Origin of the sequence: Streptomyces sp. HUAS ZL42, assembly GCF_040782645.1 — a bacterium.
In the GTDB taxonomy this organism is placed as follows: domain Bacteria; phylum Actinomycetota; class Actinomycetes; order Streptomycetales; family Streptomycetaceae; genus Streptomyces.
This window is the reverse complement of record NZ_CP160403.1, coordinates 5,849,435-5,875,446: the sequence shown is the minus strand read 5'-3', so window position 1 is coordinate 5,875,446 and position 26,012 is coordinate 5,849,435. Positions and strand designations below refer to the sequence as shown.

The window sequence follows — 26,012 nt, the reverse complement described above, 5'->3', positions numbered from 1 at the left end:
GGGCGGTGGGCGGTCCCCCCGCTCGAGCGAAGCCGAGAGTGAGGGAGGGCGGGCGCGGGCGGCACCCCGCGGGCGCCGAGTTGCGCGGCCCACCCCGCGTCAGCCGCAACGCCGGGCACCCGGTCATAGGTGCTCGCAGGCCGCACGCACTCGTGGGCGCGGGCGGCACCCCGCCTGCGCCGGGTTGCGCGACCCGCCCGGCCCCAGCACCGACGCCGGGGCCTGATCACATTTGGCTCACGCGTCCGCGTACTTCGCGTCCGCCGCCGGATCCAACGCCAGCCTGTACCCCCGCTTCACCACCGTCTGGATCAACTTCGGCGCCCCCAGAGCCGTACGCAACCGAGCCATCGCCGTCTCCACGGCATGCTCGTCGCGCCCGGCACCCGGCAACGCCCGCAGCAGGTCGGCCCGGGCCACCACCCATCCCGGCCGCCGCGACAGCGCCCGCAGCAGCGACATCCCCGCCGGCGGCACCGGCTTGAGATCCCCGTCCACCAGCACCGCATGCCCCCGGATCTCCACCCGGTGCCCGGCGATCGGCAGCGACCGCGCCCGCCCCGGCAGCTCCTGGCACAGCAGCTGTACGAGGGGACCGAGCCGGAAGCGCTCGGGCTGGACCGTGTCGACACCCCGGGCCTGCAGCGGCAACGCGGTGACCGGGCCGACACACGCCGGCACGACGTCGTGGTTGAGGGCGGCGAGCAGCTCGGACAGCAGCCCGCGCTCCTCGGCACGCGACAGCAGAGAGGCGGCGGCCGGAGCACTGGTGAAGGTGACCGCGTCGAGGCCGCGCGAAACCGTGGCGTCGAGGAGCCGGTCCAGGGGCGAGATGTCCTCCGGCGGCATCCACCGGTACACCGGCACCCCCACGACCTCCGCTCCCCCGGCGCGCAGCGCCTCCACGAATCCCGGCAGCGGCTCGCCGTGCAGCTGGACGGCGACGCGCCTTCCGTCGACGCCCTCCTCCAGAAGCCGGTCGAGCACTTCGGCCATGGACTCGCTGGACGGCGACCAGTCCTCGGTCAGTCCGGCGGCCCGTATCGCGCCCTTGACCTTGGGCCCGCGGGCGAGCAGCTCCACCCCGCGCAGCCGGTCGAGCAGCTGCTCGCCGAGCCCCCAGCCGTCGGCGGCCTCGACCCAGCCCCGGAAACCGATGGCCGTGGTGGCCACCACGACGTCCGGCGCCTGGTCGATGAGGTCCTTGGTCGCGGCGAGCAGTTCGCCGTCGTCGGCGAGCGGCACGATGCGCAGGGCAGGCGCATGCAGCACGACGGCTCCTCGCCGCTGCAGCAGAGCCCCGAGCTCGTCGGCCCGCCGCGCGGCGGTGACACCCACGGTGAACCCCGCGAGGGGGCCGTGTTCCGGGCGCTGTTCCGGTCGCCGGTCCGGTTGTGGCAGTTCGTCGTACATAACTCTCGTCCCGGGAGTCGTGGCACCTGCATCAGGTGTGTGCGCCTACATGCCGATCGAGCCTGTCAATGGTGCGTGACAGGCTCGGTTCGGCTTCATTGCGCCAGTGTTACGTCACACCTCGGCGTAGCTGAGCTGCGGCTTCGCCTCCGAAGTGGCGGTGGCGGCCGGAACCTGCGCGGTGGTGCGGCGAAGGTATACGGCCCAGGTGACGACGAAGCACACGCCGTAGAAGGCGAGGAAGGCGACGAAGGCGCCGGTGCCGGAGCCCACGGAGAGGAAGGACTGACGGAAGGCGAGGTTGATGCCGAGCCCGCCGAGCGCACCCACCGCACCGATCAGACCCATCGAGGCGCCGGACAGACGACGCCCGTAGGAGGCGGCCTCCTCACCGGTGAGCCCCTTGGCGGCGGCCTTCGCCTGGAAGATGCCGGGGATCATCTTGTACGTCGAGCCGTTGCCAAGGCCGGTCAGTACGAACAGCGCGATGAACGCGGTGGTGAACAGCGGCAGCGACTTCTGCATGGAGGCCAGGACGATCACACCGGTGGCCGCGGCCATGCCGACGAAGTTCCAGAGGGTGATCTTCGCGCCCCCGAACCGGTCGGCGAGCCAGCCGCCCACGGGCCGGATCAGGGAGCCGAGCAACGGGCCGATGAAGGTGATCGAGGCCGCCTGGAGCGGCGTACGGCCGAACTGCGTCTGGAGGACGAGGCCGAAGGCGAAGCTGTAGCCGATGAAGGAACCGAAGGTGCCGATGTAGAGGAAGGACATGATCCAGGTGTGCGCGTCCTTCACGGCCTCCATGGCGGCGCCGGTGTCGTTCTTCACGGACGAGATGTTGTCCATGAAGAGGGCGGCGCAGACGGCGGAGACGAGGATGAAGGGGATGTAGATCCCGAGCAGCAGGCGCGGGCCGCCGTTTGCTCCGATGACGGCGAGGCCGATGAGCTGCACGACGGGCACGCCGATGTTGCCGCCGCCCGCGTTGAGACCGAGCGCCCAGCCCTTCTTCCGCAGCGGGAAGAAGGAGTTGATGTTGGTCATGGAGGAGGCGAAGTTGCCACCGCCGACGCCCGCGAGCACCGCACAGATCATGAAGGTGGAGTACGAGGTGCCCGGCTCCATCACGAAGTACGCGGCGATGGTCGGGATGAGCAGTGCGGACGCCGCGATGATCGTCCAGTTCCGGCCGCCGAAGCGGGCGACGGCGAAGGTGTACGGCACGCGCACGATCGAGCCGACCAGGGTCGCCATGGCGACGAGGAAGAACTTGTCGGCCGGGGTGAGCCCGTACTCCGGTCCCATGAACAGCACCATCACCGACCACAGGGTCCAGATGGAGAAGCCGATGTGCTCGGAGAGGACAGAGAAGAGAAGGTTGCGGCGGGCGATCTTCTCACCGGTCTGGTTCCAGAAGGTCTCGTCCTCCGGATCCCAGTGCTCGATCCAGCGGCCTCCCCTGCTCTGGGCGGGGGCTGTACTAGGGGCTGTCATGACGCCTCCACGGTGCTTCGGGGCTCGGGTGGTTCGGGGTGATGAGCGGTGATGAGTCCCGAAGGTAGGGAGGGCGCGTTTCCGCGCTGTGGCTGTGGGTGACTGGAAGGGAACGTTGCTCTCACCTTTCGCGGGGGCGGGGTGAGAGGTTTTCCGGCTACGCGGCCTTCGCCACGACTCGGATGCCGACGTTGGCGAACCCGCCGCTGCCGTCGCGGCCCTCGCCACGGTAGCCGATGGTGCAGCCGCGCCCGGTCGAAAACCAGGAACCGCCCCGCACGGCGTTGACCTGCTTCCCCCCGCCCGGTCAGCCGGTCGCTGCCGGCGGCGTGGAGGGCGGGGCCGAGGTCTCCTGCCGCCACGGCCTCGCCGTCGGCTTGACGGAGGCGGCAGCGGCAGGCGCCACCCGGGAGAGCGACGGTGCCGCCACCGCCGTAGAGAAGCAGTCTGCCGGCGGACCGTGCACGGACCGAGCGGGTCAGGCCCGATGCGCCCCCGCCCGAGCCTGCTTGCGCCCGCGTTCCGACCCGTCCGGCCACAGCCTCGGTCTCCGTTTCGCCGCCAGGTCCTCGACCCAGCCGAAGCAGAGGATGCACGCGGAGATGAGGATCCACGCCACCACCAGCACCGGCCACGAGCTCTCCAGCAGCCCGGAGAAGTGCAGTTCCAGCACGTCGAAGGCCCACAGCCGGTCCCACAGTGTGGCGGCGACCAGGATGCACACGTTGTGCCACAGGTAGATCGTCACCGCACGGGAGTTGAGGAGCGTGACCAGGCGGTCCCAGGGGTGCAGGAGGCGTGGCCACTGCGTCCAGGACGGGCTGAGGTGCAGGAGCAGCAGTACCGTCGCGAAGGACCACAGCGCCTGCCCGAACGGGATGTCGTCGAGGTCGTGGCCTGCCCGGAAGCCGTGTGTGAGCGCGTACCACAGACCCAGCGCGGCGATCACGGGGGCCACGGACGGGACGAGGTAGCGGGGCAGGCGTCGCAGGATGCCTTCCTGGTGGGCCATGCCCAGGATCCAGCAGGCGCCGAACGTGGAGAAGTCCGTGACGGCCGAGTCGATCCGCGCGCTGGGGATCATGATCCACTGCCAGGTGAGGGCGGCCGACAGGACGATCGGGGACAGGATCGTCGGCCATGGGAGCGCGCGCAGGGCCTTCAGCAGGAACGGGGAGAGCAGGACGTACCAGAGATAGGCGCGGATGTACCAGAGCGGGCCCGCGAGTTCCGCGGCCCAGTCCTCGCCGATCACTCCGTGGATGCCGGACAGGCCCTCCGCGTACGGCGGGTCGCTGAGCGGCAGGATCCAGAAGGTGAGATGGAGCCACCACCAGACGGGGTGCCCCTCGGAGTCGGGCCCCCAGCCCTGCAGCAGCATGCCCGTCACACCGATCGCGCCGAGCAGCCACAGCGGGGGCAGCAGCCGGCGCATGCGGCTGCGGACGACCTGCACGGCCGGGCGTTCGAGGGAGCGGGCCATGAGGTTGCCGGCCAGGGCGAACATCACGCCCATGGAGGGGAACACCACCGGCAGCCAGGACCAGCCCATCAGGTGGTAGAAGACGACGCGGAACAGGGCGATCGCGCGCAGCAGGTCGAAATAGCGGTCGCGGGCCGGGGGCCGGCGGGGCGGTTCGGCCGCGGGCGACTGCGGGGGTGCGGTGGCATCCCGTGCTTCCGTGCTCATCGGACCGCCCTCCCGTCCATGACCCGCCCCCGCTGCGCCGGTGCGCTCGGTGGCGCAGACACCCCGCCCTTGCGCCGCAGCTTCTGCCAGCGCAGGCGGCCGCCGGTGAGGGCGGTGATCCAGGACTGGAGCAGGACGACGTACATGAGCTGGCGGTAGAGGATCTGCTGCAGGGGCAGCGAGACCAGGGGGGTGAGACGTTCACGGTCGAGGGCGAACGCGTACGCCGCGCAGATCGCCTGGACCCCCAGCACACCGAACCAGGCCAGGATCGTCTTCCCGGTCGGGCCGAAGACCAGGCCGTAGACCAGGAACACGTCGATCAGCGGGGCCAGGAGCGGGGCCACGACCATGAACAGCGACACCAGCGGCAGGCCCACTCTGCCGAAGCGGCCCGACGGCCCCTTCTCCACCAGCGCGCGGCGGTGCTTCCAGATCGCCTGCATGGTGCCGTACGACCAGCGGTAGCGCTGCGACCACAGCTGCTGGACCGACTCCGGGGCCTCCGTCCAGGCGCGGGCCTTCTCCGCGTACACCACGCGCCAGCCGTCGCGGTGGAGGGCCATGGTGATGTCGGTGTCCTCCGCCAGCGTGTCGTCGCTCATGCCGCCGACCCGCTCCAGCGCGGAGCGCCTGAACGCCCCCACCGCGCCCGGGATCGTCGGCATGCACTGCAGCACGTCGTACATACGGCGGTCCAGGTTGAAGCCCATCACGTACTCGATGTGCTGCCAGGCGCCGATGAGCGTGTCCTTGTTGCCGACCTTGGCGTTGCCGGCCACGGCGCCGACGCGCGGGTCGGCGAACGGCTGGACGAGTTCGCGGACCGTGGCGGGCTCGAAGACCGTGTCGCCGTCCATCATCACGACGAGGTCGTGGCGGGCGTTCGCCAGGCCGCGGTTGAGCGCCGCGGGCTTGCCCGCGTTGAGCTGCCTGATCACACGGACGTTCGGCAGGCCCAGGCCCTCGACGATGCGTGCGGTGCCGTCGCTGGAGCCGTCGTCGATCACGAGGACCTCGATGGGGTGCTCGCTGCGCATCAGGGAACGGACCGTGTTCTCGATGCACTTGGCCTCGTTGTACGCCGGGACCAGCACCGACACCGGTTCGGTGACCGGGGCGTCCGGTCCCCACCGAAAGCCCTGGCGGCGGGTTCTGCGTACGTGGACGGCGGAGAGCAGGAGCATCAGGCCGAAGCGGGCGAAGACGAGGACACCGATGATCGCGAGACCGACGACCAGGACGGCGGTGATGTTGTCGGAGGCCGCGACCAGGAAGACCCAGGCCTTGCCCTTGCCCAGTTCGAGGCCGGTGACCGGCGTGTGCGCGCTCGGGGCGTCCAGGGCCTCGGTGAGGTTCTGGAACTCGTAACCCTGCTTCTGCAGTTGGGGCAGGTACCGGTCGAGTGCCTGCACGGTCTGGTGGCGGTCGCCACCGGAGTCGTGCATGAGGACGATCGAGCCCTTGCCGTCCTTCGGCGTGGAGTTGCGGATGATCGCCTCGACACCGGGCTTGCGCCAGTCCTCGCTGTCGTCGCTCGTGACGACGGTGATGTAGCCGCGGCTGCCGATGTACTCGGTCACCGGCCAGGAGCTGTTGTCCAGGGCGGATGCGGTGGAGGAGTACGGCGGGCGGAAGAGGGAGGAGCGGATGCCGGCCGCGCCCGCGAGCGCCAGCTGGTTCTGGGACAGCTCCCAGTCGATGCGCTTCTTGGACTGGTAGGACAGATCCGGGTGGTTGAAGGTGTGCAGGCCGATCTCGTGGCCCTCGTCCACCATGCGGCGCACCAGGTCCGGGTAGCGGGAGGCCATGGTGCCGGTGATGAAGAAGACGGCGTGCGCGTGGTGCTTCTTCAGGACGTCGAGGACCTCGGGCGTCCACTTCGGATCGGGGCCGTCGTCAAAGGTGAGGACGATGCGGTGGTCCGGGAGGTCCAGGCTGGCGGGGCGGCCGCCACGGGTGTCGATGACCGGGCCGCCGTCGAGGATCTTTTCGGGCACCTTGTCGGAGGAGCCCTCGGGCCGGACGCGGTAGTCGGCGAGGATCTCGCTGTGCACGTAGCCGCGCAGCAGCAGCATCGCCGTCATCGCGAGCAGGAGGAGGAAGAACAGGAGGTAACGCAGGGGGAACCAGCGGCGGCGGACGGCCGTTGAGCCTTGTGCGCGTGTGCGTGCGGGGTGACGGCTGGTGCGGGGTGCCATCAGAGGACGTTCTCCGGGGACGAGGAAGCAGTGGCCGGGCGCACCTCCGACGCCCCGGCGGCGGAGGCGACGGGGCTCGGCTCCGCCGGTCCTTCGGCCACGGTGGTGGTGATGCCGCCGGCCGGGGATGGCGAGGAGCTCGGGTCGGGCGATCCGCCGCCGCTCGACGCGGATGGGCTGGTCGAGGGGTTGGGGACCGAGCTGCTCGACGGCTCCGGGGCGCCGCTGCTGGTGCCCGTACTGGGCCCGGCGGAGGGTTTGCTCGAGGGCTTCGGGTCGGCGGACGCGCTCGGTCCGGTGGCGCTGCCCGAGGCGCTGGGCAGCAGGCCCGTGCCCGGCGGGACGGTCGCGCTGCCGGAGGCGGAGGCGGCAGGGTCGGGCTGAGCGGTGCCCGAAGGAGCCGAGCTCTCCCCCGGCGTGGGCAGCGGGGAGGTGTCGACCTGCCCGGCCGGCTTGCCGTCGTCCTGTACGGGGACCGGGAGCCAGGGCGCGCTGGAGTTGCCCGACAGCAGCGTGGCCACGATGACGACGGCATAGGCCGCACAGCCGAGCCCGATGGCGATGCCGATACGGCGGAAGGTACGGCTGCGGCGGCCCGACTCGTCGACGAACACCGGCCCGTCCGAGCCGTCCTGGCCGTCGCCCGGAGCACCACCGTCGACCGGCTGCAGCCGCAGGTCCCCGAACTGCACGGCGTCGAGCTGGACCGTCACCTCGTGCGGGTCGTGCGTGTGCGCGACCTCGTCGGGGTCCTCCTGCCACGGGTCGCGGACGGGTGCGGGTACGGGTACGGGTGCGGGTACGGGTGCGGGTACGGCTGCGGGTGTGGCCGCTGCTCCGGAACCGCTCCCGGCCGCACCGCCAGCGGCGGACGGCTCGTCACGATCCGGCGCGGGCCTCGCCCATATGTCGCGGCGGAACGCCTTCAGGTCACTGTCGAAGGACTTCGGCCGTACGTCGTCGGTGGTGGCCTTCGCCCATACGTCCTTGCCCACGGCCTTCGCTTCTACGCCGTTGCCGGCGGCCTTCGCGAGGATGCCGTTGCCGTCCGCCTTCGCCAGAACGTCGTTGCCGTCCGCCCTCGCCAGAACGTCGCTCGCGGCGCTCCGCGCGGCGTCCCCCAGGCCGTCGTGGCCCGCCTCCCGAGGAGCCGGTATTCCGTCGTCGCCGGCCCTCCGAGCGGATCGGGCGTCGGCGACGACCTCACGTCGTCCGGTTTCCGCGAACGCCTGAGTGCTGCCCCCCGTCACCGGTGAGCCCTGGGTCGCGGATGCCACCTCGGGCCATTCCGGTTGGGCGTCTTCCCGCCACTTTTTCACTTGCGCATTTCCCCCCACGGGACAGTTCCGGGTGCGCGTGCGACATCGAGCACCCGTCGGCCGAACCGGGCCCCCACCCGGTCCGCGCGCCCCCAGTACCACACGGTGCTCAGGCCGTCGAATGTATCGCACGTGAGGGAGGCGTGGTCGCGATGTGCCAATTGTGCGCACTCGTCATGTCCACGCCGATGGCTGAAATCCGCCCGCTGAAAGGGCCGCCCGAACCGCCCTTCCCCGGTGCCGAGTTGCGCGCGCACCCATCGAAGGGCATCGAATCCAGGGCCCACCGGCCCCTTTCGCCCCACGGGTGAGACCGGCGACAACGGGGCGGTATCGGCGAGGGGCGACGGCACCGTTCCCGGCATGGCCGGAAAACCCACCACGGCGAGGACCGGCGTCCGCGTCTTGGCCATGATGTGCTGGAACTCCTCCACCCCGACGGTCATCGAAACCGGCGGCGCGACCTTCCAACTCCGCCTCCGCGAAGAGGAATCGGCCAGGTCGGTCCACTCCGGCGGCGCGGACAACCGGCTCCCGCATATACGCTCTCGACCGCCGACGCGTTCAGCGGCAACGGCCGCGAGCGGCGCCGGCGGGTGGCCCGACGGGCGAGGGCTCATGCGCCAACGCCCCGAAGCAATTCCCGCGCACCCCATTGACGCACCCACAGGGGGCACATACCTTCCCTCGTCGAAGCGCTTCGACGTCACGCATCGAATCGATTCGACGAATTCAGCGTGACGCCGCCCTGAAACCCATCCGACTCCCACTGGAGGCACTGGATGTTGACGGCACGAAGGCGTGTGGTGGCGACGGCGGTGGTCCTGACCGGATCACTGCTGCTGGCCTCCTGCGGTGACTCGGACAGCGGCTCCTCCGACGGCAAGACCCTCCGGCTCTGGCACTACGAGGCCCCGAACAGCGCGATGGGCGTCGCCTGGGCCGAGGCCATCAAGGAGTTCGAGGCGACCCACCCGGGCGTGCAGGTGAAGTTCGAGGAGAAGAGTTTCGAACAGATCCAGAAGACCGCCCAGATGGCCCTGAACTCCTCCGACGCCCCGGACATCCTGGAGTACAACAAGGGCAACGCGACGGCGGGCCTGCTCTCCAAGCAGGGCCTGCTGACCGACCTGACCGCCGCGGCGACGAAGCGCGGCTGGGACAAGAAGCTCAGCGCGGGCGTGCGCACGACGAGCGTGTACGACGCCAACGGCGTGATGGGCTCCGGCAAGTGGTACGGCGTGCCCAACTACGCCGAGTACACGATGGTCTTCTACAACAAGGCCCTTTTCGCCAAGTACAAGATCGCCGAGCCGAAGACGTTCGGCGAACTGACCGCCGCGATGGACACCTTCGTCAAGAACGGCGTCACCCCGCTCGCCAACTCCGGCGGCGAGTACATAGCCCAGCAGTACGTCTACCAGCTGGCCCTGTCGAAGGCCGACCGCTCCTGGGTCGACGCCTACGAGCTGTACAAGGGCAAGACCGACTTCCACGACGCGGCCTGGACGTACGCGGCGGACACCTTCGCCGACTGGGTGAAGAAGGGCTACATCGGCAAGAACACCAGCGGCGCCACGGCCGAGCAGGCCGGTGTCTCCTTCCTCCAGGGCAAGGCGCCGATCCTGTTCTCCGGCAGTTGGTGGTACGGCCGCTTCCAGGACGAGGCGAAGTTCGACTGGGGCACCACCCTGTGGCCCGACTCGAACCTCACCCTCGGCTCCGGCGGCAACCTGTGGGTGGTCCCCAAGAACGCGAAGAACAAGGACCTCGCCTACGACTTCATCGACATCACCATGTCGAAGAAGATCCAGAACCTCCTCGGCAACAAGGGCGGCGTCCCGGTCGCGGCCGACGCCTCCGCCATCACGGACGCGAAGTCCAAGGAGCTCATCGCCAACTTCAACACCCTGTCCGGCCGTGACGGCCTGGCCTTCTACCCCGACTGGCCCGTCGCCGGCTTCTACGACGTCCTCGTCTCCGAGACCCAGAAGCTGATCACCGGCAGCGAGAAACCGGACGCCTACCTGGACGCCCTGCAGAAGGCGTACGACAAGGGCGCGCCGAAGCAATGACGGTGACCGTCGAACGGGACGCGCGGGTGGTCGGCAAGGACCACGGTTCCCGGCCCTCGCGCCGCCCCCGCACCTCGTACGCACTGTTCCTGCTCCCCGGGATCCTCGCCTTCCTCGCGGTCGTCGTCCTGCCCTTCGTGATGAACACGTATGTGAGCTTCACCGACTGGCAGGGCGTGGGCAGCCCGACGTGGTCCGGGCTCGCCAACTACCGGGAGCTGATGGACGACTCCGAGTTCTGGGCGTCCTTCCGGCACAGCCTGTTCATGGTCGTCGCGATGGCGGCCGTACCGACGGTGATCGGTCTCGTCCTGGCGGCCGCGCTGTTCGACTACGTCGGCAAGCACTTCGGCAGCAGGGTGGCCGCCGTGCTGCGCGCCTGTTTCTACCTTCCGCAGGTGCTGCCGATCGCGGTCGCGGGCATCGTCTGGAGCTGGATCCTGGCGCCCGACAACGGCTCGCTCAACGCCCTGCTGAACGCGGTCGGTCTCGGGTCCTGGCAGCAGGACTGGCTGGGCGACCCCGACATCGCGCTCTACAGCGTGATGGGCGTGATGGTGTGGGTGCAGATCGGCTTCCCGCTGGTGGTGTTCATGGCCGGGCTGCAGCGCGTCGACCCGCAGCTGTACGAGGCGGCAGAGCTGGACGGGGCCGGCTGGTGGCGCCGCTTCTGGCACATCACGCTGCCGCAGATCCGCCCGGAGACCTATGTCGTGCTCACCTGGTGCTCGATCGCCGCGCTGAAGGTGTTCGGCGCGGTGTACGTCCTGACCAAGGGCGGGCCGGGCGGTGCGACGAACGTCCCCTCCTACTTCTCGTTCACCACGTTCTTCGAGAAGACCCAGGTCGGCTACGGCGCCGCGATCTCCACCGTCCTGACCGTGATCATCCTCGCCCTCTCGCTGGTCGGGCTGAAGCTGCAGACCCGCGCGGAGGACGCGGAGGAAGGGGCGCGCGCATGACCGCCGTCCGTCGCTATCCGGTGCTGGTGGCCCTGTGCCTCGCCGCGCTCTTCATGATCGTCCCGTTCCTGATCGTGGCGGTCAACGCCATCAAGTCGCCCGCGGAGTACTCCCAGAACGGGCCACTGAGCCTGCCCGACGGCCTGTACCTGGACGGTCTGAAGGACTTCTGGGAACGCGTGGACTACAGCCAGAAGCTCGTCAACTCGGTACTGATCAGCGGTTCGGTCGCCCTCCTGGCGACGGTCCTGTCCGTCCTGAACGCGTACGCGATCGGCGTCGGCCGCATCAAGGGCCGCACCTGGGTCCTGGCCTTCTTCGTCCTCGCGAACATGCTGCCGCAGGAGGCGCTGGTCTACCCGGTCTACTACCTGAGCAAGGAAGTGGGCCTGTACGACACCCGGCTGAGCGTGATCATCGTCTTCACGGTGATCCAGGCGGCCTTCGGCACGTACCTGCTGTCCTCGGTCCTCGGCCAGTTCCCCCGCGAGATCATCGAGGCCGCCCGGATCGACGGCGCCGACAAGTGGCAGGTCCTGTGGCGGATCGTCGTCCCGGTCAGCCGCCCGACCCTCGGCGTGCTGCTGGTCTTCTTCTTCATCTGGACCTGGAACGAGTTCCTGCTCCCCCTGGTCATGCTGATCTCCAACGACAACCAGACCGTGTCGGTGGCCCTCGGCGTCCTCCAGGGCCAGCGCCTGATGGACGCCACGATGACCAACGCGGCGGCCCTGCTCGGCGTGCTCCCCGCCATCGTCTTCTTCCTCGTCTTCCAGCGGACCCTCACCCGCGGCATCGCCGTGGGTGCCGTGAAGTAAGGACCCCCCACATGAAGTTCACCGACGGCTACTGGCTGCTGCGCGAGGGCGTCACCGCGGCCCACCCGGTCGAGGTCCTCGATGTCACCGCCACGGACGGCACGCTCGACATCCACGCGCCGACCCAGCCCATCCGCCACCGCGGCGACCTGCTGAAGGGACCGGTCGTGACGATCAGCGCACACGCCCCGATGCCCGACGTCATCGGCGTCACCTTCACCCACTTCGAGGGCGAGCAGCCGCGGGGGCCCGAATTCGAAGTCCAGCGGGAGGACTTCGCCGTCCACACGGAGTACGACGAGGAACACGCGACCCTGACCTCCGGCATGCTGTCCGTCCGGGTCTCGCGCACCGGCCCCTGGCACGTCGACTTCCTCGCCGGCGGCCGTCTGCTGACCAGCAGCGGCCCCAAGGGCATGGGCATCATGCGGGACGCGAGCGGGGCCCACTACCTGCGCGAGCAACTGGGCCTCGGAGTGGGGACGAGCGTCTACGGACTCGGCGAACGCTTCGGCCCGCTGGTCAAGAACGGCCAGGTCGTCGACATCTGGAACGCCGACGGCGGCACGGCCACCGAACAGGCCTACAAGAACGTCCCCTTCTACCTCACGGACGCCGGCTACGGCGTCTTCGTCGACCACCCGGGCAAGGTCAGCTTCGAGGTCGGCTCGGAGACGGTGTCACGGGTCCAGTTCAGCGCCGAGACACAGCAGCTGACGTACTACGTCATCCACGGCCCGACCCCGAAGGACATCCTGCGCAAGTACACCGCCCTCACCGGCCGCCCGGCCCTCCCGCCCGCCTGGTCCTTCGGGCTGTGGCTGTCGACGTCCTTCACGACGTCGTACGACGAGGAGACCGTGACGTCCTTCATCGAAGGCATGCGGGAGCGCGAACTCCCGCTCTCCGTCTTCCACTTCGACTGCTTCTGGATGCGCGAGTTCAACTGGTGCGACTTCGAGTGGGACCCGCGGGTCTTCCCCGACCCGGCGGGGATGCTGACCCGGCTGAAGGCGAAGGGCCTGCACGTCTGCGTGTGGATCAACCCATACATCGCCCAGCGGTCGCCGCTGTTCGCGGAGGGCAAGGCGCTCGGACACCTGCTGAAGCGCCCCGACGGGAGCGTCTGGCAGTGGGACCTGTGGCAGCCGGGCATGGCGCTCGTCGACTTCACCAGCCCGGCGGCCCGCGACTGGTACGCCTCCAAGCTGGAGGCACTGCTCGCGCAGGGCGTCGACTGCTTCAAGACCGACTTCGGCGAGCGGGTGCCGGTCGACGTGGCGTGGTCCGACGGCTCCGACCCGGAGCGGATGCACAACTACTACACCTACCTCTACAACCGCACCGTCTTCGACGTGCTGCGCAAACACCGGGGCGAGGGCGAGGCGGTCGTCTTCGCCCGGTCGGCGACCGTCGGCAGCCAGCGCTTCCCGGTGCACTGGGGCGGCGACTGCGAGGCGACGTACGAGTCGATGGCCGAGTCGCTGCGCGGCGGGCTCTCGCTGGGGCTCTCCGGGTTCGGCTACTGGAGCCACGACATCGGCGGCTTCGAGGGGACGCCGACGCCGGCGCTGTTCAAGCGGTGGCTGGCCTTCGGGCTGCTGTCCTCGCACAGCCGCCTGCACGGATCGTCGTCGTACCGCGTGCCGTGGCTGTTCGACGAGGAGGCCGTGGACGTGCTGCGGCTGTTCACGCGGCTGAAGCTGCGGCTCATGCCGTATCTGTACGAGGCCGCACGCACCGCCCACACCGAGGGCGTACCGATGATGCGGGCGATGATCCTGGAGTTCCCGGACGATCCCGGGTGCGCGCATCTGGAACGGCAGTACATGCTCGGCCCTGACCTGCTCGTCGCGCCGGTGTTCAGCGACGAGGGCGACGTGTCGTACTACGTGCCCGAGGGCACCTGGACCCACTTCCTGACCGGGGAGACCGTGACCGGGCCGCGCTGGGTGCACGAGCGGCACGGGTTCCTGAGCGCGCCGCTGCTGGTGCGCCCGGGGGCGGTGATCCCGGTCGGTGCGGTGGACGACCGGCCCGACTATCCGCACGCCGACGGGGTCACGCTGCGGACCTACGGCATCGAGCGCGGCGCCCAGGTGACCGTGCGGGTCGCAGACGTGACCTTCACCGTCGTACGGGAGGGCGATCTGCTCCGGGCGTCCTGCAGCGATCCCGCCGCGCCGTGGGGGCTGGCCGGCGGGGAGCGCGAGGTACGGGCGCAGGCCGGGACCGGGTTCCTGACGGTGGAGCAGGGCTGATGGTCAAGATCACCGATGTGGCGCGGCACGCCGGGGTCTCCCCCAGCACCGTCTCGTACGTCATCAGCGGCAAGCGCCCGATCTCCGACGAGACCCGGCGGCGGGTCGAGGAGGCCATCCGCCGGCTCGGCTACCGCCCGCACGCCGGCGCCCGGGCGCTGGCCAGCAGCAAGTCGAACGTCCTGGCACTGGTCGTCCCGCTGCGTGCGGGGATCCACGTACCGGTCGTCATGCAGTTCGCGGTGTCCGTGGTGACCACCGCCCGCAAGCACGACCACGACGTGCTGCTGCTGACCCAGGAGGAGGGCGAGGAGGGACTGCGGCGGGTCGCGGACACGTCCCTCGTGGACGCGCTGATCGTGATGGACGTGCAGTTGCAGGACCCCCGGCTGCCGTTGCTGCGTTCGCTGGAGCGTCCGTCGGTGATGATCGGGTTCCCCACCGACTTCGACGGTCTCACCTGCATCGACCTCGACTTCAAGGCGGCGGGCGAGGCCTGTGTGGAGCATCTGGCCCGGCTGGGACATCGGGTGGTGGCCCTCGTCGGGTCGCCGCCGGAGGTGTACGTGCGCGGGACGGCGTTCGCCCAGCGGGTGGTGCAGGGCTTCACGGCCGCCGCCGACCGCAGCGGGCTCGCCTCCTCCGTCCACCCCTGCGAGGCCGCTCCCGCCGCCGCCCGCCGGGTCGCCGAGCGACTCCTGCGGGAACAGCCCGCGCTGACCGGGGTCGTCGTCCACAACGAGCCGGTCCTCGAACCGCTCATCGACGCCTTCGAACAGCTCGGACTGCGCGTGCCCGGCGATCTGTCGGTCACCGCCATCTGCCCCGACGAGCTCGCCGAGTCCGTCCGCGTCCCGGTCACCTCGGTCGCCCTGCCGTCCGCCGAGGTGGGCGAGCAGGCGGTGGAGCTGCTGATGCGGAAGCTGGGCGGGGACGACGTGCCGGAGGCGACGCTGCTGGCGCCCCGGCTGACGGAACGCGCGAGCACGGCACCACGCAACGCGTGAACGCACCTTTTTATCTGGCCCTGGTCGCATATCTGCCCCTGATCGCATATCTGGCCCTAGTCGAAGGAGCCGCGTCATGAAAGGCAAGAGAAGAAGGCCCAGAACCACACTCGTCCTGGCCCTCGCCCTGATCGCGGGACTCGGCGCCACGGTCCCCGCCCACGCGGACGACCCGGCGTACCCCTTCCGCAACCCGGACCTCCCCGTCGACCAGCGCGTCGACGACCTCCTGAACAGACTGACTCAGGCCGAGAAGATCTCCCTCCTCCACCAGCACCAGCCCGCGATCCCCCGTCTCGGCGTCCAGTCCTTCCGCACCGGCACCGAGGCCCTGCACGGCGTCGCCTGGCTCGGCGAGACCACCGTCTTCCCGCAGGCCGTCGGGCTGGCCTCCACCTGGGACCCGGAGCTGATGGAGCAGGTCGGCTCGGCGGTCGGCGACGAGGCACGCGGCTTCCAGCAGGAACGCCCGGACGGCTGGGGCCTGAACCTCTGGGCCCCGGTGGTGAACCTCCTCCGCGACCCGCGCTGGGGCCGCAACGAGGAGGGCTACAGCGAGGACCCGGAGCTCACCGGCGCGATGTCGACGGCGTACGGCGAGGGCCTGACGGGCGGCGACCCGGACCACCTCAAGACGGCCCCGACCCTGAAGCACTACCTGGCCAACAACAACGAGTGGCACCGCACGACCACCTCCTCCGACCTGCGCCCGCGCGTGGCGAAGGAATACGACGAGGCCGCCTTCAAACCGGCGATCGAGGCGGACGCGGCGACGGGCGTGATGTCCTCGTACAACCTGGTCAACGGCCGCCCGAACACGGTGAACCCGGATCTGGACGACGTCGTACGGTCGTGGTCCTCACGCGATCTGCTGAACGTCACCGACGCCTTCGCGCCCGGCAACCTCCCCGGCGACCAGAAGTACTACCCCAGCCTCGCCGAAGCCGACGCGGCAGCCCTCAAGGCGGGCATCGACAGCTTCACGGACAACGGCTCGGACTCCGGCCCGACGGTTACGGCGATCAACTCGGCTTTGCAGCAGGGCCTGTTGCAGCAGTCGGACATCGACACGGCCGTGTCCCATGTGCTGTCCGTCCGTGTCCGCCTGGGCGAGTTCGACCCGGGCGGCGGCAAGTACGGCTCGATCGACAAGTCCGTCGTCAACAGCCCGGCCCACCAGAAGCTGGCGCGCAAGGCGGCGGCCGAGGGTGCGGTGCTGCTGAAGAACTCCGGCGCGCTGCCGCTGAAGAAGTCGGCGAAGAACGTGGCCGTGGTCGGTCCCCTCGCCGACACCCTCTACACCGACTGGTACTCGGGCACGCTGCCGTACGCCGTCACCCCTGCCGAGGGCATCGCGGCCAAGCTCGGCACGGACGTGACCGGCAGCGAGGGCGTGGACCGCATCGCGCTGAAGGACACGGCGACGGGGAAGTACGTCACGGCCGGAACGGGTGCGGCCGGCGCGGCGCTGCGGGAGAGCGCCGTCGAGCCGGGCACGGAGACACAGTTCGATGTCTTCGACTGGGGCTCGGGAGTCGTGACACTGCGCTCGGCGGCCAACGGCAAGTACGTGGGCTACAACTGGTCCGGATTCGTCAACGACCAGGTCCAGCCGAACGGCTGGTTCGTCCAGCAGCAGTTCAAGCTGGAGCGGCAGGACGACGGCACGTACCTGCTCCGCTACGCGGGCTACGAGACCGAGGAGTCCTGGTGGGGCAACCCGGTCTACCTGGGCCCGACGGACGCTGACGGCACACTCGGCCTGGTGGCGAAGGACCAGGCGGCGCACTACACGAAGGACGTCGTCCGCAGCGGCGTGGACGAGGCCGTGGCCGCGGTGAAGGGCAAGGACACCGCGGTGGTGGTGGTCGGCTCGAACCCGTCGATCAACGGCCGCGAGGCCCACGACCGCACCGACATGGCCCTGGCCCCGTCACAGGAGGCCGTGGTCAAGGCGGTCCGGGCGGCGAACCCGAACACGGTCGTGATCGTCGAGAACAGCTACCCGACGACGCTGGGGTCCCTGGAGAAGGAGGTCCCGGCGGTCCTCTGGACGTCCCACGCCGGCCAGGAGACGGGCAACGCGCTCGCCGACGTCCTGTACGGCGACGTGAACCCGTCCGGCCGCCTGACCCAGACCTGGTACAGGTCGGAGTCGGACCTCCCGTCGATCCTCGACTACGACATCATCAAGTCCGACCGCACGTACCAGTACTTCAAGGGCCAGGCACTCCACCCCTTCGGCTACGGCCTGTCGTACACGACGTTCCGCTACGGCGACCTGAAGCGGGTGAACGGCGGCTACGAGGTGAAGGTCACGAACACCGGCAGCCGGGCGGGCGACGAGGTCGTGCAGCTGTACGTCCACCAGCGGATCTCGCGCGACAAGCAACCGCTGAAGCAGCTGAAGTCGTTCGAGCGGGTGTCGCTGAAGCCGGGCCAGACGAAGACGGTCCGCCTGAAGCTGGCACGGCAGGACCTGGCCCACTGGGACGTGACGCGCTCGAAGTGGGTCGTGGAGACCGGCACCTACGACGTCATGGCGGGCGCGTCCTCCACGGACATCCGCACCCGCACGACCTGGCAGGTGAAGGGCGAGACGATCCCGCCTCGCGACCTCTCGAAGGCGACGCGCGCCGAGAACTTCGACGACTACGACGGCATCCGCCTGGTCGACGAGTCCAAGGCTCGTGGCACGGCGGTGGGCTCGACGTCCGACGGCGCGTGGCTGAAGTTCGCGGACACACGGCTGGGCACGGGTGTCTCCGAGTTCAGCGCACGCGTCGCCGGGACGTCGCCGGGCACGGTCGAGGTACGGCTGGGCTCACCGACGGGCACGCTGGTGGGCACGGCGCGGTTCGGCGGGACGACATCGCCGTACGAGTACGCGACGGTGACCGCGGACCTGACGGCGGCGGCGAAGGGCCGAACGGACGTGTACCTGGTGCTGAGCGAAGGGCTGCGGCTGTCGACCTTCACCCTCCGCTAACCGCTGTCCGCGTACCGGCTCAGCCGAGCCCCCAGGCCCGCCCGAGCCGGTACGCGGCACACAGGTTCACGTCGAGGATGTAGGCCCCGGCGGTCCCGCACTGCTCACTCCCGCTGCCCGGGTCGACGGGCTGCCCGTGCCCCATACCGGTGATGCCGTACGTCTCGACGACGGCCTTCCCACCGGCGTCCTTGAAGACCTGGTGGGGATAGCCGGCGACGGTGTCGCTGAGGTCGGCGACCTGATCGGCGCCGTGCACGTTGGTCCACTGCTTCATCAGGTCGGTCATGTTGACGGGCTTCACCGTGTAGTCGGAGGTTCCCTGAAAGACGGTGAGCGTCGGCCAGGGCCCGCCGTACCCGGGCCGGGCGGCCCGCACACGGTCACCCCACTGCTGCGCGGTCTGCGTCGCCCCGACGTACATGCACACGTACGGCGACCAGGCGGCCTGCGCACACCCGTAGGGCAGCCCGGCGACGATCCCGCCCGCCGCGAACTTCTCCGGATAGTCCGCCATCATCACGGCGGTCATGCCACCGCCGGCGGACAGCCCGGTGACGTACACGCGGGACGCGTCCCCCGACACGTCGGCGAGCTGCCGGTCGACCATCTGCGCGACGGACGCGGCCTCGCCCTGGCCGCGCTCCATGTCCCCGCTCTGGAACCAGTTGAAGCAGCTGGAGATGTTGTTGCCGGTGCTCTGCTGTGGCAGCAAGACGGAGAACCCCCACCGCTCGGCAAGCTGGATCCACCCACTGCCGGTGCCGTATCCGGAGGCGTTCTGGGTGCATCCGTGCAGCGCGACGACGACGGGCCGCCCGGCGGGCAACCCGTCGGGGACGTACCGGAACATCCGCAGCGCCCCGGGGTTGGACCCGAACCCGGTGACCTCCTGGAGGGAGGCGGCGTGGGCCCTGCCGGGTGTGAGGAAGGCGGCGATCAGGGCGAAGAGGAGGGCCCCGAGGACGGTGATACGACGGCTTGCGGCTCTGGTCTGGGTCATGGGGAGGGACGGTAGGAACGCTTACGTCCCGCCGATATGGGGTGTCGCACCATATCGGTGGCGCGGCCTGTGGGGCGATGCGCCGAGGGACGGCGCGGCGCCGACGGTTGGCAGCACTGGGCGGTCGCCGACGTCAAACGTGTTGATGTGCACAGATCGCGGCACGCACCCGAGCCGCCTGGTCGCGCACGGTCGCAGACTGCATCGGAAGTAGTCCCTCGGTCGCGCCCCTCTCCCTGCCACCACAAGCCCGGCAGAGACCTCCCGGCAGGGCTTCCGGACGGCCGGGCACGCCGCAGTCGGTGCACTCCATCAGCAACCGGGGCGTTCGAGGCGCGGAGGGCTCAAAGGTGGTGGGCTCGGGAGGCAGCTTGCTGACGAGCCTGCTCCGGACGAACGCCAGAGGTGAGTGCACCTGCTCGGGAAGGCCGGCGATGAGGACGCGCGTCAGCTGGTCGGGAGTCGCGCCCCTGGCCAGCCACTCGGCGGCCAGGTTTTCCAGGGCGGCGCAGTCGCCGGAAGACAGCGCCAGGCGCGGCTCGCGTAGGCCGAGGCGGGCGAGGGTTACATACGAGGTGGATGGCGGCTGGAGACCCTCGGGTTCGGTGACGACGGGCGCTTCGACCAGCGCTTCGACAGGCTGCTCGGGCATCGTCGCGTCACCGTCGAGGAATCGGGCCCACCATTCGTTGTCACGTGCGGTGCGGGACCAGTAGGTGTGAAAGACCCACCGCGTGCCGGTGCCTGCCTCACCGTCACTCGGTACGACACGACGGCGAACCCGGCGCAGATGTCCGGCTGTGCCGAGTTCGTTGAGCGCGGAGCGGACGGCCTGCTGACCGTAGAGGGGCTGCGCCTTGGCGATGGTCTTGGCGTCCATCGCCGCGTTCTCGCAGAGGCGGTCGAGGAGGCTTGCGAGATACGCCTCACGGGCGGGGAGATGGCCGAAGTCGCCGGGCCTCGGCGGCAGCTGGTCGGGCGCGGAGCGCTTGCCGTAGCCGGGCTTGGCCATGGGATGCGCTGCAAGGGGAGGCAGGGCGGCGCTAGAGTTTTCGCAAGCCACGAGATCGGTCCGTTCGATCTTGGGGTGAGACCCCGGCGGGTGCTGCTAACACCCGACCGGGGTTGTTTGTGGCCGCGAACGCTAGACGGTGGCAACGGTGTGTCGCAAGCCGATCACGAATAGTCATGTCGGCTGGTGCGCATGCCCGTTGGGGCGTGGGGAGGGCGGGAGGGTGGGTTGAGTCTTTCCGCCCATTCCTTGCAAAAGGAGCTCGGGTCTCGGAGCCCGAAGCCCGGGGCTCAGGCCTCTCGGGAGGCGTAGGCGAGGAAGGCGGTCCAGGCGTCGGCGGGGACGGTGAAGCGGGGGGATCGAGTGCCGAGCTTCGAGTCTCGGACGTGGATGGTGTGGGGGCAGACGGCAACTTCGAGGCAGGCGCCGCCCGAGGAATCGCTGTAGCTGGACTTGAACCACGACAGCTCGGCGCTCATAGCTCCTCCGCCAACTTCCTGATGAATCGGGCAGACTCCTCAACGCTAAGCGCCTGCGAGCGGATCACGCCATAGCGTTGCGCGAGCGCGCTGATCTTGTCGCCATCAGCGTAGAGCGCCCCCGTCTCCTGCGCCTCCACATGCGCGTACACGTCGTGCTCGGCAGTCTCCACAAGAATGAGCGCTCCACTGAGCGCCACGGTGGGGGCAAGCGCGAATGGCAGCACCTGAAGCGTCACATTGCGCAGCTCGCCAACTTCCAACAGGTGCTCAAGCTGCCTCCGCATCACGCCCTGGTCGCCGACGGCAGCCCTCAACGCCGCCTCGTGCATGACGAAGGTGAAGTGCGTCAGCGGCTTTCTGACCAGCTTCTCCTGCCGCTTCAACCGGGCTGCCACCCGTTCTTCCACGGTCTCCTCATCCAGCGGGGGACAGTCGTTGGAGATCAGCTCCGCCGCGTAATCCTTGGTCTGCAGCAGGCCTGGAACCAGCAAGGGCTCGTACCACTGCACCGTGATCGCCTCAGCCTCCACCAACACGTACTGCTGCGTACGCCGGGGAAATGGTTCCGGCTTCAGGAACTCATGTGCGGCCACCAACTTGCCCCGAGCCCCACACAGTTGATCCGCAACCTGAAGGAGCCGCAGCGTGGGCCGACGCCTCCCGCACTCCATCGACTTCACGTACTCGTAGTCGTAACCGGCCTCCGCGGCCAGAGCCTGCCGGCCAACCCCCGCCTCCTCCCGCCACAACTTGATCTGCCCGCCGCAGTACCGCCAGTTCTGCTGCGCCTGCTGGGACTCCCCGGAAGCCACCGCACCCACTCGCTTCCCACCGCCACACCGTGTACAAGCACGCTGTGTACCCACTCCGCCACTCCCCGAGATTACGCGCCAACCACCAGCCTGATCGCAGCAAATGACGGAGAACCACACGCAAGGAACGAAGCACGCATGGCCGAGGACATCGAGTGGCAGCTGCCCCGACACGCCCGAAGCGTGGGCCGGGCCCGAACCCTCCTCCGCGAACAGGCCACCTCCTGGAAGCTCCCGGACGAGGTGACGGAGACCGCCGTACTGCTGCTCAGCGAGCTGATGACGAACGCGTACCGTCACGCGAAGGTCTCCCCCGGCCGCGAGATCCGCACCCGCTGCATCCTGGAAACCGACCGCCTCCGAATCTCGGTCACCGACGCGAACGACATCCTGCCGACACCACGGGAACCATCGTCCGACGACGAATCTGGCCGGGGCCTCACACTCGTGGCCGCACTCGCCGACACCTGGGGCATGAACCCACGCCCGCACGGCATCGGCAAGACGGTCTGGTTCGAACTGCACGCTGCCGCGCGATAGCCGAACCAGCACGAAGCAAGGGGCCGAGCAGCCATACCGGACCGCGTCAGGATGTCGTTCGGCGGCAATCCGTGATGTACGCAGGGGCGGGATCCGCCACGGCCGTGCCGACAGCCTGGACGACCGCTCCGTCGGGAACTGGGCGATGTCGTGCCGCGCCCCAGGAGCGACGACAACGTCTCCCCCGTTCATGCGGCGAGGCGGTCGGAGACCGTGTCCGGCGCCGGACACCTTGCGCTCCGGCGCCCGCTAAGACGTCATCTCATTTGGCTGGGTAAGCTGCCGGTCGTGGCAGGGATCGTTGAGCGGCTGGTGCCGGACGAGTTGTGGGACATGTTCCAGCGTGTGGTGCCGGAAGCGCCATCGCGGCCTCAGGGGGTGGCCGACGTCGGCATGGCGACCGCGAAGTGCTGGCCGCAATCGTCTTCGTGGCGACCTCGGGCTGCACGTGGCAGCAGTTGCCGTCCGCATCGTTCGGGCCATCGGGTGCGACGGCCCACCGACGATTCACCGAGTGGACGAAGGCCCGCGTGTGGGCAAAACTCCACCGCCTGGTCCTCGACGAACTCGGCTCCCGCGGCGAGTTGGACTGGTCCCGCTGCGCGATCGACTCGGTGAACATGCGGGCCCTCAAAAAGGGGAGCTGACAGGCCCGTATCCTGTCGATCGAGGCAAGTACGGCTCAAAGATCCACCTGATCACCGAGCGGACCGGTCTGCCCCTGTCCGTCGGGATCTCCGGGGCGAACCTGCACGACAGCCAGGCGCTGATCCCGCTGGTGAAGGGGATACCGCCGATCCGCTCGCGGCGCGGACGCCGACGGCGCAGACCGGCAAAGCTCCACGCCGACAAGGGATACGACTACGACCACCTCCGGCGATGGTTACGTGGGCGCGGCATCCGGCACCGTATCGCCCGCAAAGGCATCGAGTCCTCAACCCGACTGGGCCGCCACCGCTGGACCATAGAACGCACGATGTGCGCCACGAGGCGCTCTGTTTGTATTCCCGGCTGAGCCGGGAGGAACTCGGAAGGAGGTTCCTGGGCCAATGACTTACCTGATGCCGAAAGGCGGAGGGGACAAAAGCATGTCAGGAAACCAGTGACCGGGCTCAGTTGTCGGGGACGGTGTGCTGGGTGGCCCGCGCGATATGGCGAAGACTGAATTGTTTGAAGCCCAATCTCCAGCAGATGCAAGTTCCCATCCGCCGGAAAGACAGCTGTAACCGGCGCCGCGTTCTGCACCAGGTTTCTATAGTTGGCCGGTGCACCTCCGGAGCGCGGAGCGATGCCCAGCGAGGGCATTCAAGGAGATGAGTGGGACGCCTACGTCGCGCTATGACGTACAGCAGAGACGAACGTGGGATCGCCTACGGGACGCGAGTCCTATGGCGACGGAGGTCCCGTAGTAGTCGCCGGAGCAACGCCCGGCCAGGGAGGACGGGAAAGCCGTCCGCAGGGCGAAGGGGACCAGGTGGTTCGGACACCCGAGGATCCGGGAGGTATGCGAAATGCAGAGCGCCGCAACGGTGCTGGGTGTCCTGCGTGAACGCGGCAGGCGTGGTCTGCCGTGCAGTGAACTGTATCGACAGCTGTTCAACCTGCAGTTGTATCTGTTGGCCTACGGACGCATCTACGCCAACCATGGCGCGATGACGCCCGGGGTCACGCCGGAAACCGTGGACGGCATGTCGCAGCGGAAGATAGCCCGGATTATTGAGGCGATGCGTCACGAGCGTTACCGCTTCCGTCCGGTCCGGCGCGTCCATATCCCGAAGAGAAATGGGAAGATGCGTCCGCTGGGGCTACCGACCTGGTCGGACAAGCTCGTTGGTGAAGTCGTGCGCCTCCTGCTGGAAGCGTATTACGAGCCGACGTTCTCCGACCGCTCGCACGGATTTCGCCCCCGGCGTGGCTGCCATACCGCTTTGCGGGAGGTGTCCCACACCTGGACCGGGACAGCCTGGTTCATCGAGGGTGACATCGCCGACTGCTTCGGCAGTCTGGACCACCAGGTCCTTCTGACGATTCTCGGCGAGAAGATCCGTGACCAGCGGTTTCTGCGGCTGGTGCGGAATATGCTGACAGCCGGATATCTGGAGGACTGGAGGTGGGGAGCCACGCTCTCCGGGGCGCCGCAGGGCGGAGTGGCCTCCCCGATCCTGTCCAACATTTACCTGCACAAGTTGGACGAGTTCGTAGAGACAGTACTGATTCCGGAGTACACCCGAGGGGAACGTCGGGCCCGTAACCCGGCGTATTTGGAGTTACAGAGTCTGCTGCGGACAGTCCGTCAACACGGCGACCGACCTCTGGCTCGTGCCGTGCGTCGACGGATGACCAGTCTGCCGAGTTCGGACCCGAATGATCCGCACTACCGGAGGCTGCGTTACACCCGCTACGCGGACGATCATCTCCTTGGTTTCACCGGACCAAGAGTCGAGGCCGAGCAGATCAAGCAACGCCTGGCAGCGTTCTTGCATGATGAACTCAAGCTGGAACTCTCCCAGGAGAAGACGCTGATCACTCATGCCCGTACCGGGGCAGCGAGGTTCCTCGGCTATGAGATCACGGTCCAGCACAACGACACGAAGAAGACCGGCCGTTACCGGCGTGTCAACGGACAGATCGCTCTCCGTGTCCCTCGGGACGTGATCAAAGCCAAATGCGTGCCCTATCTCGCCCGCGGAAAGCCCGCGAAGCGAAAGGACCTCGTCAACAGCACCGATCACGCGATCGTTGCCACGTTCGGGGCCGTTTACCGGGGCATCGTCCAGTACTACCTGCTCGCCGGGGATGTCTCCCGGCTGCACCGTCTGCGCTGGGTCATGGAGACGTCCATGCTCAAGACCCTTGCAGCAAAGCACCGTTCGACCGTGCCGAAGATGGCCGCCAAGCACAAGACCAGAATCGACACGGACCACGGTCTCCGCATTTGTTTCGAGGCCCGAATCGAGCGGGAGCATAGGAAGCCGCTGGTGGCACGGTTCGGAGGAATCCCCCTCTATCGACAGCGGTCTGCGAAGATTGTGGACCGCCGGCCCGTCTGGGTGGACTATCCGCATAAAGAGCTGGTCACACGGCTCTTGGCGGACACCTGCGAGATCTGCGGGAGCACTGGTGATGTCACGGTGCATCACATCCGCGCCCTTGCCGACCTCTCTCATGCCGGATGGCCGCCGTCCGACTGGGCGCGCGTCATGCTCGACCGGCGCCGCAAAACGGTCGTGGCCTGCGACACCTGCCACGACCGCATCCACGAGGCACAGGCGGCCAGATCATTCACGCCGTGATCACTGGAGAGCCGGGTGATAGCGAAAGCGTCAAGCCCGGTTCGGCGGGAGGCCGCGAGGAAAAGGACCTGATCACAGGCACCTCGCCACGCGGCCGACCCAACGTCCTGGCTCGCCGGATGCCGCAGACTGCACCGCCGCTACGAGCGCAAAGCCGAACAGTTCCTGGCCTTCACCAGCATCGCCTGCACCCTCATCTGCTACCGCAGACTCACCAAATGAGATGACGTCTAAAGGCCTCAGCTCGCCTTCAGTCGCTGTCGCGCCTTGTCGCTCACCTGATCCCAAGGATGCTCGATCAGGGCCCGTAGGGCTGTGTCCGGAGTGCTCGGGTTGCCCGCCACGGACGATGCGACCGCGTCGCTTTCGTCCAGGGCCAGGTCTCCCAGCACATCCGGCGGTGTGTCCCGCCGACTGGCCACCTTGTCACGTACCCGCCAGTCGGCGTCCTGAGCCAACTGCCGGAGTACTTCCACCGGAACCGTGCGATTGAAGGCGACCCAGAACCGCATGTCCGGGTGCTCGGCGACGATCTCCCGCCATACCTCGACGGGTGCTTCGTCCCGCTTCAGGCGCTGGTAGTCCGCACCATTCCCACTTTCCCGGAGCTGGATAAATTCCGCTGCACTCTCGATCAT

Annotated in this window: 18 protein-coding genes and 2 pseudogenes; 10 read left to right on the top strand and 10 right to left on the bottom strand. The window is 68.7% G+C overall.

What is annotated here, in order from left to right:
* Window positions 1–237: 237 nt before the first annotated feature.
* The 5 genes from ABZO29_RS26930 to ABZO29_RS26910 form a co-directional block, all read right to left on the bottom strand.
* Entirely contained in the window at window positions 238–1,413 is a 1,176-nt protein-coding gene (locus tag ABZO29_RS26930; RefSeq protein WP_367322753.1) for a uroporphyrinogen-III synthase, read from the bottom strand.
* Between the two features lie 114 nt (window positions 1,414–1,527).
* Window positions 1,528–2,910: a nitrate/nitrite transporter gene (locus ABZO29_RS26925; protein ID WP_367322752.1), complete on the bottom strand. Its 1,383-nt coding sequence runs from the start codon at window positions 2,908–2,910 to the stop codon at window positions 1,528–1,530.
* Window positions 2,911–3,388: 478 nt separating this feature from the next.
* Window positions 3,389–4,600: an acyltransferase gene (locus tag ABZO29_RS26920; RefSeq protein WP_367322751.1), complete on the bottom strand. Its 1,212-nt coding sequence runs from the start codon at window positions 4,598–4,600 to the stop codon at window positions 3,389–3,391.
* The gene (locus tag ABZO29_RS26915) at window positions 4,597–6,801 is read right to left on the bottom strand and encodes a bifunctional polysaccharide deacetylase/glycosyltransferase family 2 protein (RefSeq protein WP_367322750.1); all 2,205 of its coding nucleotides are present in this window, start codon (window positions 6,799–6,801) and stop codon (window positions 4,597–4,599) included. Before ABZO29_RS26915 ends, ABZO29_RS26920 begins: the two co-directional genes overlap by 4 nt.
* On the bottom strand, window positions 6,801–8,078 hold the full coding sequence (locus ABZO29_RS26910) for a hypothetical protein (RefSeq protein ID WP_367322749.1): 1,278 nt from the start codon (window positions 8,076–8,078) through the stop codon (window positions 6,801–6,803). The genes ABZO29_RS26915 and ABZO29_RS26910 overlap by 1 nt, the downstream gene beginning before the upstream one ends.
* 824 nt (window positions 8,079–8,902) lie before the next feature.
* Between ABZO29_RS26910 and ABZO29_RS26905 the strand changes: the two genes are divergently transcribed.
* The 6 genes from ABZO29_RS26905 to ABZO29_RS26880 all read left to right on the top strand — a co-directional run bounded on the left by ABZO29_RS26905 (window position 8,903) and on the right by ABZO29_RS26880 (window position 18,232).
* Entirely contained in the window at window positions 8,903–10,195 is a 1,293-nt protein-coding gene (locus ABZO29_RS26905) for an ABC transporter substrate-binding protein (protein WP_367322748.1), read from the top strand.
* Complete coding sequence (locus ABZO29_RS26900) at window positions 10,192–11,157, top strand: carbohydrate ABC transporter permease (RefSeq protein ID WP_367322747.1); 966 nt, start codon at window positions 10,192–10,194, stop codon at window positions 11,155–11,157. Before ABZO29_RS26905 ends, ABZO29_RS26900 begins: the two co-directional genes overlap by 4 nt.
* Window positions 11,154–11,975 carry a carbohydrate ABC transporter permease gene (locus tag ABZO29_RS26895; protein WP_367322746.1) on the top strand — a complete coding sequence of 274 codons (822 nt, stop codon included), beginning with the start codon at window positions 11,154–11,156 and terminating at the stop codon, window positions 11,973–11,975. Before ABZO29_RS26900 ends, ABZO29_RS26895 begins: the two co-directional genes overlap by 4 nt.
* A gap of 11 nt (window positions 11,976–11,986) precedes the next feature.
* Window positions 11,987–14,236 (top strand): alpha-xylosidase, encoded by a 2,250-nt coding sequence (gene yicI, locus ABZO29_RS26890; protein WP_367322745.1) that lies wholly within the window; start codon window positions 11,987–11,989, stop codon window positions 14,234–14,236.
* Window positions 14,236–15,243 (top strand): LacI family DNA-binding transcriptional regulator, encoded by a 1,008-nt coding sequence (locus ABZO29_RS26885; RefSeq protein WP_367322744.1) that lies wholly within the window; start codon window positions 14,236–14,238, stop codon window positions 15,241–15,243. The genes yicI and ABZO29_RS26885 overlap by 1 nt, the downstream gene beginning before the upstream one ends.
* Window positions 15,244–15,319: 76 nt before the next feature.
* Window positions 15,320–18,232: a glycoside hydrolase family 3 C-terminal domain-containing protein gene (locus ABZO29_RS26880; protein ID WP_367322743.1), complete on the top strand. Its 2,913-nt coding sequence runs from the start codon at window positions 15,320–15,322 to the stop codon at window positions 18,230–18,232.
* Window positions 18,233–18,251: 19 nt separating this feature from the next.
* Here the strand turns inward: ABZO29_RS26880 and ABZO29_RS26875 are convergent, their stop codons facing one another.
* From ABZO29_RS26875 to ABZO29_RS26860, 4 genes are all read right to left on the bottom strand, one after another.
* Window positions 18,252–19,235, bottom strand: a complete 984-nt coding sequence (locus ABZO29_RS26875) for a PHB depolymerase family esterase (protein ID WP_367322742.1) — start codon at window positions 19,233–19,235, stop codon at window positions 18,252–18,254.
* Between the two features lie 133 nt (window positions 19,236–19,368).
* Complete coding sequence (locus ABZO29_RS26870) at window positions 19,369–20,247, bottom strand: hypothetical protein (protein ID WP_367322741.1); 879 nt, start codon at window positions 20,245–20,247, stop codon at window positions 19,369–19,371.
* Between the two features lie 290 nt (window positions 20,248–20,537).
* Window positions 20,538–20,726 (bottom strand): DUF397 domain-containing protein, encoded by a 189-nt coding sequence (locus tag ABZO29_RS26865; protein WP_367322740.1) that lies wholly within the window; start codon window positions 20,724–20,726, stop codon window positions 20,538–20,540.
* Window positions 20,723–21,541: a helix-turn-helix domain-containing protein gene (locus ABZO29_RS26860; protein ID WP_367322739.1), complete on the bottom strand. Its 819-nt coding sequence runs from the start codon at window positions 21,539–21,541 to the stop codon at window positions 20,723–20,725. The genes ABZO29_RS26865 and ABZO29_RS26860 overlap by 4 nt, the downstream gene beginning before the upstream one ends.
* 138 nt (window positions 21,542–21,679) lie before the next feature.
* Between ABZO29_RS26860 and ABZO29_RS26855 the strand changes: the two genes are divergently transcribed.
* The 4 genes and pseudogenes from ABZO29_RS26855 to ABZO29_RS26840 form a co-directional block, all read left to right on the top strand.
* On the top strand, window positions 21,680–22,081 hold the full coding sequence (locus tag ABZO29_RS26855) for an ATP-binding protein (RefSeq protein WP_367322738.1): 402 nt from the start codon (window positions 21,680–21,682) through the stop codon (window positions 22,079–22,081).
* Between the two features lie 333 nt (window positions 22,082–22,414).
* Window positions 22,415–23,060, top strand: a pseudogene (locus tag ABZO29_RS26850) (IS5 family transposase); the annotation flags it as partial.
* 532 nt (window positions 23,061–23,592) lie between these two features.
* Complete coding sequence (locus ABZO29_RS26845) at window positions 23,593–25,374, top strand: reverse transcriptase domain-containing protein (protein ID WP_367322737.1); 1,782 nt, start codon at window positions 23,593–23,595, stop codon at window positions 25,372–25,374.
* 105 nt (window positions 25,375–25,479) lie between these two features.
* Window positions 25,480–25,596 (top strand): annotated as a pseudogene (locus tag ABZO29_RS26840) (IS5/IS1182 family transposase); the annotation flags it as partial.
* A 17-nt stretch (window positions 25,597–25,613) separates the two neighbouring features.
* On the opposite strand, the gene ABZO29_RS26835 reads toward ABZO29_RS26840, so the two are convergent.
* Window positions 25,614–26,012, bottom strand: a complete 399-nt coding sequence (locus ABZO29_RS26835; protein WP_367322736.1) for a hypothetical protein — start codon at window positions 26,010–26,012, stop codon at window positions 25,614–25,616.